The organism is Stenotrophomonas sp. YJH_SMC_16, assembly GCF_059367875.1.
In genome coordinates, this window is sequence record NZ_JCAFRH010000012.1 from 61,769 (window position 1) to 76,633 (window position 14,865).

Here is a 14,865-nt window from a genome sequence, read left to right on the forward strand (position 1 = left end):
TCGGCATGAGATGCAGTTTGGAAAGGCGCGGGAGAGGTAGAGCAGGTGCTGGCCGAAGTGCATCGTCTGCGCAGTTGCCAACGGCGGCTTGCCCTGTACTGCGGCGGTGTCACCTCGCTGGCGTTGACTGGCCTTCTGACGGGGCGACGGACCAACGCAGTGCGTCGATCGACGTGATCGAAACGATGTTGCCGATGGACAGCGGCGGCCGATGTTCTCGGCCGAAGATGAGCGCTTGCACGCGCAGGTGTGCAAGCCATTACCCGTCGTGTGTTTCCTGGCAGGACGCAGTCGCACAATGCGATGTTTCAGCTGCTCGACGGAGCGGGCCAGCCGCGCCAGCAGTTGCAGGTCACGCCGAAGGGGGAGGCCACGCTGTCATTCCTGGACGAGCACGGGGACGCCGTGCGTGTGATCTCGGCCGAGCAGCTCTGATCTCCTGTTCCGGCCCCTGCACATCAATGTGAAGAAGTGCTTGCAATTCCTTCGCGACTCCCGGAAAATACCGGACTCGCTTCGGGGGACGGACTTCTGGTTCGGCCCTGTAGCAAAGCATCAAGTTCCAACGTCAGCCTCATCGGCGGTGGAGCGAAAGTTTCAGTGGTGGCTGTAGCTCAGTTGGTTAGAGTACCGGATTGTGATTCCGGTGGTCGGGGGTTCGAATCCCCTCAGCCACCCCACTGATTCAACCGCATCGGCGCAGCCGAAACGGTATTGCAATAAACAGAAAGCACGCTACAATGTGCGTCTGAGTTTCACGGGCCGTTAGCTCAGTTGGTAGAGCAGTTGACTCTTAATCAATAGGTCCAAGGTTCGAATCCTTGACGGCCCACCAAGACAGAAGCCACCTGGTACCCCAGGTGGCTTTTTTCTTATAGGTGTGACTCCCATCGTTTCGATGGGTCACGCGTTGCAGAACCCGCTCGGCGCGGATCTGCAGCAGCAGCGGGACCGCAGTGCTGGTTTCAACCACGTTGAAAAAAGTGCTTGCACCCACCGAGCGGATCGGGTCATAATTCGCGCCCCGATTTCGGGCTGTTAGCTCAGTTGGTAGAGCAGTTGACTCTTAATCAATAGGTCCAAGGTTCGAATCCTTGACAGCCCACCAGACGAAAGCCACTTGGTTCGCCAAGTGGCTTTTTTCTTGCCTGTTCGCCGGGTGGCGTCTGCAGATACCAGCGGTGCTGGCTGGAGTGGAGCCCCCTTGAGTCAAGGGGGCGCGGCGAAGCCGCGGGGATGTGGGGGCTGGTGAAGTGGGGCCCGCACTTTGCCATGCAAAGCGTGGGGCTGCGGCGCGAATGCGCAGCAGCTTCCCCTTGGTTCGCCAAGTGGCTTTTTTCTTGCCTGTTCGCTGGGTGGCGTTTCATCCGCGCATGGCGTGGATCTACTGAAGCGATGCTGAAATCAGGGGCATACGCGTCATCAGTGTTTTCAATGCTGTGCGCTGCTTCTCACCGCGCTGCGCCCTTCATCGCACCCAATGGATCTTCCGCGCCGAGAGCGCATGCATGTACGAAGGAAGATCCTGATGGCCGATATGAAACGACTGCGCCGGGGGCTGTGGGTTTCATTTGCGTTGCTGGTGTTGGTGGCCTGCGCGCCGGAACGTGATCCGGCGCAGACCATGGAGCGCGATGCAGGTACAGGGGCGGTTCCGGCGCGCCCGGTCGGTGACACCATGCAGATGCAGCCGGCGCAGCCGGTGGAGGGTGAGGCTGCGCCGGAGGCGATGGGGCTGCGTCGCACCGACAAGGGTGGCGTGGACATCCGCAAGGTGGATGTGGCGGCCGGGCAGGGCGCTGACGCACCTGCGTCCCCTGCCGAGGCGAAGCACTGAGTCGCCGCCGTCCCGAACGGTCGCACGACCTTCGGGGCGGCCTTTGGCGCGGGCAATGAGCACAGGGCTGTCATGTTCAGTTTTGTGCAGGCCTTCCGATTCCCGCCGTCGCCTGCGACAATGAATGCCTGAGCCGGCCACGCGAAAGTGGCGGAATTGGTAGACGCCCTGGATTTAGGTTCCAGTGCCGCAAGGCGTGGGGGTTCGAGTCCCCCCTTTCGCACCAGTGCCGGCCTGTCCCCGCCCTGATCGGGCCATCGACGCCCACTTGACCGGCACGCGCTGGCAGTGCAGGCCGAATTGGGCGAAACTAAAGGGCTGCGGCAAGCAGGCGCGTCCCAGACGTCGTGTCCTTACAACCGTTTCATCCCAATCATCGAGCCGGGGGCGTGGGCCACCGGTGGCAGGAGTCAACATGCAAGCTTCGATCGAATCCACCGGCAACCTGGAACGCCGCCTGAGCTTCTCGCTGCCGGAAGAGCGTCTGCAGAGCCACATCGTCGGCCGCCTGGGCGAAATCGCCCGTACCACCCGCATCAAGGGTTTCCGTCCGGGCAAGGTGCCGGCCAAGGTGATCGAGCAGCGCTTCGGCGCGCAGGTCCGTGGTGAGGCGCTGGACGGCCTGCTGCGCGAAACCTTCGACGCGGCCGTGCGCGAGCACGACCTGCGCATCGTCGGCAGCCCGCGCATCGACAAGGGCGACGAGGGTGAGTTCTCCTTCGTGGCCACCGTGGAAGTGGTGCCGGACTTCGGCGACATCGACGTCAGCAAGCTGACCGTCGTGCGCCATACCGCCGAGATCACCGACGCCGACATCGACCAGATGATCGAGAATCTGCAGAACCAGCGTCGTACCTGGGCCCCGGTCAGCCGTGGCGCGCAGGACGGTGACCTGGTCGCGGTGGAAACCTGGTCGCAGGCCGGCGAAGAGCGCCTGCCGGCCGAAGGCACCGAGAAGGGTTCGATCGTGCTCGGCCAGGGCATGATGTTCGAGACCATCGAAAAGGGCCTGGTCGGCCTGGCCAAGGGTGAAGAGAAGACCCTGGACGTCGAGTTCCCGGCTGACTGGCGCGTGCCGGTGCTGGCCGGCAAGACCGTGCAGGTCACCGTCAAGGTTGCCGAAGTCTCCGAGCCGGTCGTGCCGGCGGTCGACGAAGCCTTCATCAAGAGCTTCGGCGTGAAGGGCGGCGACGTGGAGCAGTTCCGCAGCGACATCCGCGCCAACCTGGAGCGCGAGCTGAAGGGTGCCCTGATGAACCGCCTGCGCCGCGAGGTCGGCGAGCAGCTGATCGCCGCCTATTCCTCGGTGGAAATGCCGCCGCGCCTGGTCGAGAACGAAGCCCGCGCCATGCTGGCCCAGCAGGTCGAGCAGATCCGCCGCAATGGCCAGAATGTCGGCGAGATCCCGGCCGATGCCCACGAAGGCTTCAAGGAAGCGGCCGCCAAGCGCGTGCTGGTCGGCCTGCTGGTCGGTGAAGTGGCCCGCATCAACGACCTGCGCCTGGAAGCCAAGCGCCTGAACGAAACGATGCGTCTGATCGCTTCGACCTACGAAGAGCCGGAGCAGGTCATTGAGATGTACCGCAACGACCCCCAGCTGATGTCTGGCCTGCAGAACCGTGTGATGGAAGAGCAGGTGATCGACTGGATCGCCGAGCGTGCCCAGCACACCGAAGAGAAGCTGTCGTTCCAGGACGCGATCCGCCAGTAAGCCCGGGCGGATCACCGGATGCCCCGCGCCTTTGCCGGCGCGGGGTTGTTGCCCCCCCAAGATAGGTACCTCACGTAATGGACAACCGAACCAAAGCCCTGAACCTGGTTCCGATGGTGGTCGAGCAGACCAGCCGCGGCGAGCGTGCCTACGACATCTATTCGCGCCTGTTGAAGGAGCGCCTGATCTTCCTCGTGGGCCCGATCGACGATCACATGGCCAACGTGGTGGTGGCGCAGTTGCTGTTCCTGGAATCGGAGAACCCGGAAAAGGACATCAACATCTACATCAACTCGCCGGGTGGCGTGGTCACCGCCGGCATGGCGATCTACGACACCATGCAGTACATCAAGCCGAATGTGAGCACCACCTGCATCGGCCAGGCGGCCTCGATGGGCGCCCTGCTGCTGGCCGCGGGCGAAGCCGGCAAGCGCTATGCGCTGCCGAACTCGCGCGTGATGATCCACCAGCCGCTGGGTGGCTACCAGGGCCAGGCCACCGACATCGACATCCACGCGCGTGAGATCCTGACCCTGCGTTCGCGCCTGAACGAGGTGCTGGCCAAGCACACCGGCCAGTCGCTGGAGACGATCGCCCGCGACACCGAGCGCGACAACTTCAAGAGCGCCTTCGAGGCGCAGGCCTATGGTCTGGTCGACCAGGTCCTGGAGCGTCGTCCGGATGAGTCGATCCAGGCCGGCTGACCGGCCTTCACGGGGCCATGGAGGCCCCGTTCCTGCAGGGTCGGGCGGGACTGGTGTCCCCTCGGCCCTGTGCTATTCTCGAATCGAACCCCCGTTCAGCGGGTGGGGTAACTGGGTAAGCGAAGCATGAGCGAAGACCGCCAAGGTCGTTCCACGGACACCGGCAAGATCCTCTACTGCTCTTTCTGCGGCAAGAGCCAGCATGAAGTGCGCAAGCTGATTGCGGGTCCGAGCGTGTTCATCTGTGATGAATGCGTGGAGCTGTGCAACGACATCATCCGCGAGGAACTTGAGGAAAAGGCGCAGTCGGCGCGCAGTTCGCTGCCGAAGCCGCGCGAGATCCTCGAGGTGCTCGACCAGTACGTGATCGGCCAGAACCGCGCCAAGCGCACCCTGGCCGTGGCCGTGTACAACCACTACAAGCGCATCGAGAGCCGGCAGAAGAACGACGACGTCGAACTGGCGAAGTCGAACATCCTGCTGGTCGGCCCGACCGGTTCGGGCAAGACGCTGCTGGCCGAGACCCTGGCCCGCCTGCTCAACGTGCCGTTCACCATGGCCGATGCCACCACGCTGACCGAAGCCGGTTACGTGGGCGAGGACGTGGAGAACATCATCCAGAAGCTGCTGCAGAAGTGCGACTACGACGTCGAAAAGGCACAGCAGGGCATCGTCTACATCGATGAAATCGACAAGATCTCGCGCAAGAGCGAGAACCCGTCGATCACCCGCGATGTGTCCGGCGAAGGCGTGCAGCAGGCCCTGCTGAAGCTGATCGAAGGCACCGTGGCCAGCGTTCCGCCGCAGGGCGGCCGCAAGCACCCGCAGCAGGAGTTCCTGCAGGTGGACACCAAGAACATCCTGTTCATCTGCGGCGGCGCGTTCGCCGGGCTGGACAAGGTGATCCAGGCCCGTTCCACCGACGTCGGCAGCATCGGCTTCGGCGCTAAGGTGAAGAGCAGCGAGCGCAAGCAGGAAGTGGGCAAGGTGCTGGCCGAAGTCGAGCCGGAAGACCTGATCAAGTTCGGCCTGATCCCCGAGTTCGTCGGCCGCCTGCCGGTGGTGGCGACCCTGGAGGAGCTGGACGAGCCGGCCCTGATCAGGATCCTGACCGAGCCGAAGAACGCCATCACCAAGCAGTTCAAGAAGCTGTTCGAGATGGAGAGCGTCGAACTGGAGTTCCGTCCGGACGCGTTGTCGGCCATCGCCCGCAAGGCGCTCAAGCGCAAGACCGGCGCCCGTGGCCTGCGCACCATCGTCGAATCGGTCCTGCTGGACACCATGTACGACCTGCCGTCGCAGGAAAACGTCAGCAAGGTGGTGGTGGACGAATCGGTGATCGAGCACAAGTCCGAGCCGTACCTGATCTACCAGACCCCGGCGGCCCCTGAACAGAAGGCCGCAGGCGCTGAGTGATCCTTCCAGGTTGTTGATTGGAAAGGATTTTCAAGGAATGCCTTGCATCTGAAAGCCGATGGCCCCATAACGGGGCCATCGGCTTTTTTTGTCTCCGGAAGATGCCCTCCCGGAGGCGGTTTTCCCCTTCCCTGGAGCCCCCATGGCCCGTTCCCCAAGTGAAACCCTCGACCTGCCGGTCCTGCCGCTGCGCGACGTAGTGGTGTTCCCGCACATGGTCATCCCGCTGTTCGTCGGCCGTGACAAGTCCATGCACGCGCTCGAACAGGCAATGGAGGCGGACAAGCGCATCCTGCTGCTGGCGCAGAAGTCGGCCGAGACCGATGACCCGCATGCGGCCGACCTCTACCAGGTCGGTACGCTGGCGCAGGTGCTGCAGCTGCTGAAGCTGCCCGACGGCACCATCAAGGTGCTGGTCGAAGGCCTGTCGCGCGTGCAGGTCACCCACGTCGACGAGCGCAACGGCTCGCTGCATGGGCAGGCGGTGGAAATCGACGCCACCGACGAGCGCGAAGCGCGCGAGGTCGAGGCGATCGCCCGCTCGCTGATGTCGCTGTTCGAGCAGTACGTCAAGACCAACCGCAAGCTGCCGCCGGAACTGCTGCAGACGCTGTCGGGCATCGATGAGCCGGCGCGCCTGGCCGACACCATCGCCGCGCACATCAGCGTGCGCCTGGCCGACAAGCAGCGCCTGCTGGAAACGCTGGCCGTCGGCGATCGCCTGGAGATGCTGGTCGGCCTGGTCGATGGCGAGATCGACGTGCAGCAGATGGAAAAGCGCATCCGCGGCCGCGTGAAGTCGCAGATGGAGAAGAGCCAGCGCGAGTACTACCTCAACGAACAGATGAAGGCCATCCAGAAGGAACTGGGTGACCTGGACGACGCGCCGGGCGAGCTGGAAGAGCTGGCCCGCAAGATCGCCGAAGCCGGCATGCCGAAGGCCGTTGAAGCCAAGGCACGCAACGAACTGAACAAGCTCAAGCAGATGTCGCCGATGTCGGCCGAAGCCGCGGTCGTGCGCAACTACCTGGAGTGGCTGCTGGGCGTGCCGTGGAAGAAGCGCAGCAAGGTGCGCAAGGACCTGAAGGTGGCGCAGGACACCCTCGATGCCGATCACTACGGCCTGGAGAAGGTCAAGGAGCGCATCCTTGAGTACCTGGCGGTGCAGTCGCGCGTGAAGCAGATGAAGGGCCCGATCCTGTGCCTGGTCGGGCCGCCGGGCGTGGGCAAGACCTCGCTGGGCCAGTCCATCGCCAAGGCCACCAACCGCAAGTTCGTGCGCATGTCGCTGGGCGGCGTGCGTGACGAGGCCGAGATCCGTGGCCACCGTCGTACCTACGTCGGTTCGATGCCGGGCCGCATCGTGCAGAACCTCAACAAGGTCGGCAGCAAGAACCCGCTGTTCGTGCTCGACGAGATCGACAAGATGTCGATGGACTTCCGTGGCGATCCGTCTTCGGCGCTGCTGGAAGTGCTCGACCCGGAGCAGAACAACGCGTTCAACGACCACTATCTGGAAGTGGACCTGGACCTGTCCGAAGTGATGTTCGTGGCCACCTCGAACTCGCTCAATATTCCGGGCCCGTTGCTGGACCGCATGGAAGTGATCCGCATCCCCGGCTACACCGAGGATGAGAAGCTCAACATCGCCACCCGCTACCTGGTGCCCAAGCAGATCAAGGCCAACGGCCTGCAGCCGGAAGAGCTGGAGATCGGCAGCGATGCCATCCAGGACATCGTGCGCTACTACACGCGCGAATCGGGCGTGCGCAACCTGGAACGCGAGATCGCCAAGATCTGCCGCAAGGTAGTCAAGGAGATCGCGCTGGCCGGCCCGCAGCCGGCGGCGAAGGCGAAGAAGGGTGCGAAGAAAAAGGCGCTGGTGAGCGTGTCCAGCAAGAACCTGGACAAGTACCTGGGCGTGCGTCGCTTCGACTTCGGCCGTGCCGAGGAAGAAAACGAGATCGGCCTGGTCACCGGACTGGCCTGGACCGAAGTCGGTGGCGATCTGCTGCAGATCGAATCGACGCTGGTGCCGGGCAAGGGCCAGCTGATCCTGACCGGCCAGCTTGGCAACGTGATGAAGGAATCGGCGTCGGCGGCGCTGTCGGTGGTGCGTTCGCGCGCGGTCGGCTTCGGCATCGACAGCGACTTCCTGCAGAAGCACGACGTGCACCTGCACGTGCCCGATGGCGCCACGCCGAAGGACGGCCCGAGCGCCGGCGCGGCGATGGTCACCTCGCTGGTGTCGATGCTGACCAAGGTGCCGGTGCGTGCCGACGTGGCGATGACCGGCGAGATCACCCTGCGGGGTCGCGTCACTGCCATCGGTGGGTTGAAGGAGAAGCTGCTGGCCGCACTGCGTGGCGGCATCCGCACCGTCATCATTCCGGAAGAGAACCGCAAGGACCTGGCCGACATTCCGGCCAACGTCACCCGCGATCTGGAGATCGTGCCGGTGAAGTACATCGAAGAAGTCCTGGACCTGGCGCTGGAGCGTCCGTTGGCACCGAAGAAGGCGCGCAAGAGTGCGCAACGTGTCACGGTGCGCAGCAAGGCCAAACCGAGTGGAAGCGCGCGCGTCAAGCATTGACGCGCGCTGTCCAATGGCCCGAAACCCGCGTCGTTGCTGGCTTTCCAGCTTGCGTGGGGGTAGGGCCACTGGTATAAAAGCAGCACTCGCGAATGAGTGATCGCTGTCAGCGATGACTGAATCGGCGAACCGTTTCCACATGGCGGCCGCATGCAGAAGGTATGCGGTTGCTTCCCTGTCGAATAAGCGGAACCCACCGCCAAAGGAGTTGTAGAGAATGAACAAGACCGAATTGATCGATGCCGTTGCTGAAGCTGCCGACCTGACCAAGGCCGAGTCCAGCCGCGCTGTCGATGCCGTCGTTGCTGCCGTCACCAAGGCGCTGAAGGACGGCGATGCGGTCACCCTGGTTGGCTTCGGTACCTTCCAGGTCCGCGACCGTGCTGCACGCACCGGCCGCAACCCGAAGACCGGCGACACCATCAAGATCGCTGCTTCGAAGAATCCGTCGTTCAAGGCTGGTAAGGCCCTGAAGGATGCTGTAAACTAAGCGGCTCGCTGGGGTGCTTAGCTCAGCGGTAGAGCGTCTCCTTTACACGGAGAGGGTCGGGGGTTCGAAACCCTCAGCACCCACCACAGCACCGCGGTAAAAGTTTGAGTGTGGAGCGGTAGTTCAGCTGGTTAGAATGCTGGCCTGTCACGCCGGAGGTCGCGGGTTCGAGTCCCGTCCGCTCCGCCATTCAACGAGGCCTCCGGCCAAAAGCTGGAGGCTTTGTTTTCTCCCCGGTCCAGGCCAGTGGGAAAACAAAAAAGCAACAATGCGGAGCGGTAGTTCAGCTGGTTAGAATGCTGGCCTGTCACGCCGGAGGTCGCGGGTTCGAGTCCCGTCCGCTCCGCCACTACATCGAGGCCCCCGGCCTGAAGCCGGGGGCCTTGTCTTCTCACCGACAGGTTCGGGAAGAAGGCGAAAAGGTTTTTGCAAGAACGGAGCGGTAGTTCAGCTGGTTAGAATGCTGGCCTGTCACGCCGGAGGTCGCGGGTTCGAGTCCCGTCCGCTCCGCCATTGCAGAATTCTTAAGTCCCTGTGAAAAAACTTTGAAAAAAGTGTTCATCGGGCTGGGTTTCCAGGGAGTCTTCGGATATACTGGGCGCCTGCAAAGTTTCAGCGCGGAGCGGTAGTTCAGCTGGTTAGAATGCTGGCCTGTCACGCCGGAGGTCGCGGGTTCGAGTCCCGTCCGCTCCGCCAACTTTAAAAGCCCTCGGCGCAGGCCGGGGGCTTTTTCTTTGGGCCGTGCCGCAGGCCTGCCGATGTGCTGATGGTGCAGGTCCACGAAGATCGGCGCAGGCCGCGCCGGCGCTGCTTTTGGTCCCTGCGGCGAAGCGGGTTACACTGCCGGGCTCGCCAATCAGGCCTTGTGATTCTCACCATGCTGCAGAAACTCCGCGACAAGACCTCAGGCTGGATCGTCACCGTGATCCTGGGGCTGCTGATGATTCCGTTCCTGTTCGTGATCGACAACAGCTACCTCGGTGGCGTTGGCGCACAGAACGTGGCCAAGGTTTCCGCGCCGCCGACCTGGTGGCGTTCGGCGCCGTCGTGGTGGCCGGTGCGCATGCTGTGGCAGCACCACGAGATCAGTGCGCAGGATTTCCGCACCCGCTTCGAGCAGGAGCGCATGCGCGAGCGCCAGCAGCAGGGTGAGAACTTCGACCCGCGCGCGTTCGAAAGCACTGAAAACAAGATGGCCGTGCTCGATCAGCTGATCGACGAGCAGGTCGTGCGCCTGGTGGGCGAGCAGGCCGGTGTCGTGGTGGGCGACGGTGCGGTGCGCGAGTACATCGCCACCATCCCGGCCTTCCTCGATTCGAACGGCAAGTTCAACGAGAACAACTATCGCCTGGCCCTGGCCGGTGGCAATCCGCCGCGTACGCCCACGCAGTTCCAGGAGCTGGTGCGCGAGAGCCTGCAGCAGTCGGTGATTCCGTCGGGCCTGCAGAATTCGGGCTTCGTCACTCAGGCCGAGACCGAGCGCCTGCTGAAGCTGCTGGGTGAAACCCGCGACGTCGAGCTGGCCGCGCTGCCGGAAGTGCCGGCCGATACCGCGCCGGTCACCGACGAACAGATCAAGCAGTGGTATGACAGCCACGGCAAGGATTTCCGCCAGGCCGAAAGCGTGTCGCTGGAATACGTCGAGATCAACGGCGCGAACCTGCCGGCACCGACCGCGGCCGACGAAGCGACCCTTCGCAAGCGCTATGAAGACGAGAAGGCGAAGTTCACCTCGCCGGAACAGCGCCAGGCTGCCCATATCCTGATCACCGGTGACGGCGCCGAAGCCAAGGCGAACAAGATCGCTGCCGAAGCCAAGGCGGCCGGTGCCGACTTCGCTGCACTGGCCAAGGCCAATTCGGAAGACCCGGGTTCAAAGGACCAGGGCGGTGACCTGGGTTGGGTCGAGCGCGGTGCGATGGTCAAGCCGTTCGAAGATGCACTGTTCGCTGCCAAGGCGGGTGACGTGATCGGTCCGGTCAAGACCGACTTCGGCTACCACATCATCAAGGTCGCCGCGGTGCGCGGTGGCGAAGGCAAGTCCTTCGAGGAAGTGCGTGACACGCTGGCTGCCGAGCAGTTGAAGGCCGACGGCGAGCGCGGCTTCAACGAACTGGCCGGCAAGCTGGTCGACGCCATCAACAAGAGCCCGAGCGATCTGGCTGCTGCGGCCAAGGAAGTGAACCTGCCGCTGCAGACCCTGGGCCCGATCACCCGTGCCACTGCCAGTGGCATCGCCGCTGACCCGGCCGTGCTGCGTGCCGCGTTCTCCGACGTGCTGGTGCAGGACGGGACCGCCAGCGACCCGATCGCCCTGGGCGGCGCGACCAACCACAGTGTGGTCATCCGCGTGGCCGCGCACACTCCGGAACAGGCCATGCCGCTGGACAAGGCGCGCGAACAGGTGATCGCCGCGATCCGCGCCGACCGCCAGCGTCAGGCCAGCGACAAGGCCGCCGACGCCGTGCTGGCCAAGCTGAAGGCCGGTGCCACCCTGCAGTCGCTGGCTGCCAGCGAGAAGCTGCAGCTGAGCCCGATGCCAGGCCTGCCGCGCAGCCAGCCGGTGCCGACTCCGGAGATCAACCGCGCGATCTTCAGTGCGCCGGTGCCGGCGGAAGGCAAGCCGAGCTACGGCAAGGTCGACGTCAACGGCCACGCGCTGCTGTTCGCAGTGAACAAGGTCAACCCGGGCGACATCAAGGAAGTGACCGCCGAGCAGCAGAAGCAGCTCAAGGACCAGCTGAGCCAGATCGACGGCATGGCCGCAGCCAAGGCCTACGTCGAGGCGATGCGCAAGAAGTTCGTGATCCAGACCACCGAAGAGAACCTGTAAGCCTCGCGGCGGGCAGGACGAGAAAGGCCCGGCAATGCCGGGCCTTTTTTATTGGGAGCGATGCTGGAAATTGAACTGTAGAGCCGAGCCCATGCTCGGCCTGTCATGAACCCCGGCAGGGCGCGAACATGAAAAAGCCGAGCATGGGCTCGGCTCTACAGGAAGCAGGGCAGGGCGCGGCCGGAACCGCGCCTGCTTCAATCCTCGACGCGCAGTACCGCGCCCGGCTTCAGCACGCTGCTGCCGCTCAGGCCGTTCAGTGACAGCAGTGCCTTCACCGGCATGCCGTAGCGACGGGCGATGGTCCATGCCGACTCGCCATCACGCACGGTGTGGCGGCGGCTGCGCGGGCGGTCGGCGATCGCGGCGACGGTCTTGGCCACCTGCGGCGTCGGCGTGGTCGTTGCAACCGGTGCGGTGCTGGCCACCAGTGTGGTCGCGGTTTCCGTCACAGTCGCATTGGCAGCCGAGACCGGGGCCAGCACCCGGGTGGTTCCAGAGGCGCGGTTGCCGGCGGCCAGGGCCGGGTTGAGGCGGGCGATCCTGGCAGGGTCCAGCGCGCGCTGTGCGGCCCACTGCTGGACGCTGGTGCCGGCCGGCAGGGTGTGGTCCTTCAGCACCGGCACGGTGCGGTCCAGCGAGGCCATCACGCCCGGCTGGTCTTCCACGTCTTCCAGCACGCAGGCCAGGGCATGCAGCTTCTCGACATAGGCATGGGTGACCGGCGACAGGCCCGGCAGGGCTGCGGGCTTGGCGTTCTGCGCGTTCATGCCAGCCTTGCGCATGGACTGCAGTACCCGGTACTCGCCGGCGTTGTAGGCCATGGTGGCCAGGCGCCAGTCGCCACCGAACATGCCGTGCAGGGTCTTCAGGTAGCGCACCGCGGCCTGGGTGGAATCCACCGCCGACAGGCGGCCGTCATAGCCGTTGGCCATCGGCACGCGGTGGTTGCGCGCGGTGGTGGCGATGAACTGCCACAGGCCGGTCGGGCCGCTGCCGTTGCGGGCATTGGGCCGATAGCCGCTTTCCACGAACGGAATCAGCGCGAATTCGGTGGGCAGGTTGGCCTTGCGCAGCTCTTCGACCACATAGCCGAACAGCACCAGCGCATCGTCATCCTGGTTGGCCAGGCGCGAGGGGGCGTGGGCGAACTGCTTCTGCCAGCGCGGGCTGGTGGCCTCGGCATCGCAGCTGGGCTCGGCCAGGCCGTCGCGGAAGCTGGTGAAGATCTCCTGGCCGTTGCGCACCGAAGCGGCGGGCAGCGCTGAAGCGTCCAGAGGCAGGGCCGCGGCAGCGGTCAGGTTCTGGCTGATGCCGGCACCCAGCGACTGTGCGCCCGCGGTTCCGGCCAGCCCCAGGGCAAGGCCCAGGGCCAGCGGCAGACTTCGGCGCATCATGCGCGGAAGCCGTCTTTCCAGTGCCGGAGACCGGCCATCACGTCGACGTCGTCCACGACGTCACGGCCCAGGTGTGCCGATACCGACGCACGGATCGGTGCAGCGTGCACACGCAGGAAGGGATTGCAGTCGAATTCGTTGGCCAGGGTTACCGGCAGGGTGGAACGGTCATCGCGGCGCATGGCCAAAGCCTCCTCTTGGCGCTGCCACAAGGCAGCGTTGGCGGGGTCGACATGCCGCGCGAAGACGGCATTTGACACGGTGTACTCATGAGCGCAACAAAGCAGCAGTTGCGCGGGCAGGGCACCCAGCTTGCGCATCGACGCCAGCAGCTGGGACGGCGTACCTTCGAACAGGCGTCCACAGCCCAGGCTGAACAACGAATCTCCGCTGAAAAGATGTTCAGCAGTGTGAAACGCGATGTGGCTGCGGGTATGCCCGGGCACGGATAGTACGTGGAACGTCCGGCCCAATGCCTGAACGCGTTCACCTTCACCGACCCGCTCGGTCGCCGTGGGAATGCGCTCCTCGGCCGGCGCGACGACCCGCACGCCGGGGAATCGCGCCTGCAATGCCGGCACGCCACCGATGTGATCGTCGTGGTGATGGGTGAGCAGGATCGTGTCCACGCGCATGCCCTGATCGGCCAGCGCGAGCACGGGCGCGGCATCACCGGGGTCGACGACCACGGCAGCACCCTCGTCGTCGATCAGCGTCCAGATGTAGTTATCCGCAAATGCGGGCAGGGCAGTCAGTCGCATAGAATTGGACCATGCCCGCGCTGCAGAGTACCCGTCAAGCGAGCCAGACCCCGTGGTTCGACAGTGAACCGGCGGAGGCCTTGCGCGTGCTGGAGCGACAGTTGCTGCTGCCGCAGCTGTCGGTGCTACCGGCGCAGCCCTGGCTGTGGATCGCGCCGAGTGCGGCCTGGCTGGAGGATGCGCAGCTGGGTGGGCGCGGCCTGCGCCTGTATCGACAGGGGCCGGGCTATGCCGGCGACACCCGCTGCGCGCTGCCGTTGCCGCTGGCCAATGAAAGCGTCAATGCGATCGTGCTGCAGCATGTCACCGCGGCCGACGCTGATCGGCTGCTCGACGAGTGCGAGCGCGTGCTGATGCCGGGCGGCCACCTGTGGCTGAGCAGCCTCAATCCGTTCAGCCCGTACCGCACGCGCTGGCGCCAGCATGGGCTGGTGGTGCGCACGCCGCAGCGGATCCGCCTGCTGCTCGGCCATCATGGGCTGGAGTGCGACGATATGCGTTACCTGGGCCCGCTCTGGCGCGGTGCGGGCAGCCGTCGTCCCGGAGGTTGGGCACCGCTGCGTGCGGCCTGCCTGTTCCATGCGGAAAAACGCACGCTGGCCCTGCCCGGGCCGAAACCGCTGCCGGTGCGCTGGCACGGCACCGTAGCTACCTGATTCTGGAGTTGTATTGAAAACCATCGAAATCCACACCGACGGTTCCTGCCTTGGCAATCCCGGCCCCGGCGGCTGGGCTGCGCTGCTGCGCTACAAGGGCCACGAGCGTGAGCTGAGCGGTGGCGAGGCGCACACCACCAACAACCGGATGGAGCTGATGGCGGCCATTTCCGGGCTGGAGTCGCTGACCGAGCCGTGCAGCATCGTGCTCTATACCGATTCGCAGTACGTGAGGCAGGGCCTGACCCAGTGGATGCCGGGCTGGATCCGCAAGAACTGGAAGACCGCCGGTGGCGATCCGGTGAAAAACCGCGAGCTGTGGGAGCGCCTGCAGGCGGCCACGCTGCGGCATCAGATCGACTGGCGGTGGGTGAAGGGGCACTCCGGCGACCCCGACAATGAGCGGGTGGATACCCTGGCCCGCAACGCGGCGATCCAGATCCGCGACGCCAGCCCGGTAAACTGAG

General features: G+C 64.6%; 12 protein-coding genes and 9 tRNA genes. 19 read left to right on the plus strand and 2 right to left on the minus strand.

Features of this window, described 5'->3' with window-relative positions; all coding sequences use genetic code 11:
• Positions 1-303: 303 nt before the first annotated feature.
• From AC5P6E_RS19850 to AC5P6E_RS19930, 17 genes are all read left to right on the plus strand, one after another.
• Positions 304-435 carry a hypothetical protein gene (locus AC5P6E_RS19850; RefSeq protein WP_019336556.1) on the plus strand — a complete coding sequence of 44 codons (132 nt, stop codon included), beginning with the start codon at positions 304-306 and terminating at the stop codon, positions 433-435.
• 168 nt (positions 436-603) lie between these two features.
• Positions 604-680 (plus strand) — tRNA-His (locus AC5P6E_RS19855).
• Between the two features lie 79 nt (positions 681-759).
• Positions 760-835 (plus strand) — tRNA-Lys (locus AC5P6E_RS19860).
• A gap of 197 nt (positions 836-1,032) precedes the next feature.
• Positions 1,033-1,108 (plus strand) — tRNA-Lys (locus AC5P6E_RS19865).
• Positions 1,109-1,528: 420 nt separating this feature from the next.
• Positions 1,529-1,837, plus strand: coding sequence for a hypothetical protein (locus tag AC5P6E_RS19870; RefSeq protein ID WP_010483896.1), 309 nt, complete (start codon positions 1,529-1,531; stop codon positions 1,835-1,837).
• A gap of 141 nt (positions 1,838-1,978) precedes the next feature.
• Positions 1,979-2,063: transfer RNA gene (locus AC5P6E_RS19875), tRNA-Leu, on the plus strand.
• A gap of 189 nt (positions 2,064-2,252) precedes the next feature.
• The gene (tig, locus tag AC5P6E_RS19880) at positions 2,253-3,548 is read left to right on the plus strand and encodes a trigger factor (RefSeq protein ID WP_010483893.1); all 1,296 of its coding nucleotides are present in this window, start codon (positions 2,253-2,255) and stop codon (positions 3,546-3,548) included.
• Between the two features lie 77 nt (positions 3,549-3,625).
• Positions 3,626-4,252 carry an ATP-dependent Clp endopeptidase proteolytic subunit ClpP gene (gene clpP / locus AC5P6E_RS19885; RefSeq protein WP_004146318.1) on the plus strand — a complete coding sequence of 209 codons (627 nt, stop codon included), beginning with the start codon at positions 3,626-3,628 and terminating at the stop codon, positions 4,250-4,252.
• A gap of 126 nt (positions 4,253-4,378) precedes the next feature.
• On the plus strand, positions 4,379-5,668 hold the full coding sequence (clpX, locus tag AC5P6E_RS19890; RefSeq protein ID WP_019336555.1) for an ATP-dependent Clp protease ATP-binding subunit ClpX: 1,290 nt from the start codon (positions 4,379-4,381) through the stop codon (positions 5,666-5,668).
• 142 nt (positions 5,669-5,810) lie between these two features.
• A complete protein-coding gene (gene lon, locus AC5P6E_RS19895) occupies positions 5,811-8,261 on the plus strand; it encodes an endopeptidase La (protein WP_019336554.1) in 2,451 nt (816 codons plus the stop codon).
• A 217-nt stretch (positions 8,262-8,478) separates the two neighbouring features.
• Entirely contained in the window at positions 8,479-8,751 is a 273-nt protein-coding gene (locus AC5P6E_RS19900) for an HU family DNA-binding protein (protein WP_004146343.1), read from the plus strand.
• A gap of 11 nt (positions 8,752-8,762) precedes the next feature.
• Positions 8,763-8,837, plus strand: a tRNA-Val gene (locus tag AC5P6E_RS19905).
• Between the two features lie 26 nt (positions 8,838-8,863).
• A tRNA-Asp gene (locus AC5P6E_RS19910) sits at positions 8,864-8,940 on the plus strand.
• An 83-nt stretch (positions 8,941-9,023) separates the two neighbouring features.
• Positions 9,024-9,100, plus strand: a tRNA-Asp gene (locus AC5P6E_RS19915).
• Between the two features lie 87 nt (positions 9,101-9,187).
• A tRNA-Asp gene (locus tag AC5P6E_RS19920) sits at positions 9,188-9,264 on the plus strand.
• 106 nt (positions 9,265-9,370) lie between these two features.
• Positions 9,371-9,447 (plus strand) — tRNA-Asp (locus tag AC5P6E_RS19925).
• Between the two features lie 181 nt (positions 9,448-9,628).
• Complete coding sequence (locus AC5P6E_RS19930; protein WP_019336553.1) at positions 9,629-11,584, plus strand: peptidyl-prolyl cis-trans isomerase; 1,956 nt, start codon at positions 9,629-9,631, stop codon at positions 11,582-11,584.
• 197 nt (positions 11,585-11,781) lie between these two features.
• Here AC5P6E_RS19930 and AC5P6E_RS19935 read toward each other — a convergent pair whose 3' ends face one another.
• Together AC5P6E_RS19935 and gloB are read right to left on the minus strand one after the other, a co-directional pair.
• Entirely contained in the window at positions 11,782-12,981 is a 1,200-nt protein-coding gene (locus AC5P6E_RS19935) for a lytic transglycosylase domain-containing protein (protein WP_010483881.1), read from the minus strand.
• Positions 12,978-13,742, minus strand: a complete 765-nt coding sequence (gene gloB, locus AC5P6E_RS19940; RefSeq protein ID WP_019336552.1) for a hydroxyacylglutathione hydrolase — start codon at positions 13,740-13,742, stop codon at positions 12,978-12,980. The genes AC5P6E_RS19935 and gloB overlap by 4 nt, the downstream gene beginning before the upstream one ends.
• A gap of 11 nt (positions 13,743-13,753) precedes the next feature.
• On the opposite strand from gloB, the gene AC5P6E_RS19945 reads away from it, so the two are divergent.
• A complete protein-coding gene (locus AC5P6E_RS19945) occupies positions 13,754-14,398 on the plus strand; it encodes a methyltransferase domain-containing protein (RefSeq protein WP_019336551.1) in 645 nt (214 codons plus the stop codon).
• A 13-nt stretch (positions 14,399-14,411) separates the two neighbouring features.
• Positions 14,412-14,864, plus strand: a complete 453-nt coding sequence (gene rnhA, locus AC5P6E_RS19950; protein ID WP_010483875.1) for a ribonuclease HI — start codon at positions 14,412-14,414, stop codon at positions 14,862-14,864.
• Position 14,865: the final 1 nt, after the last annotated feature.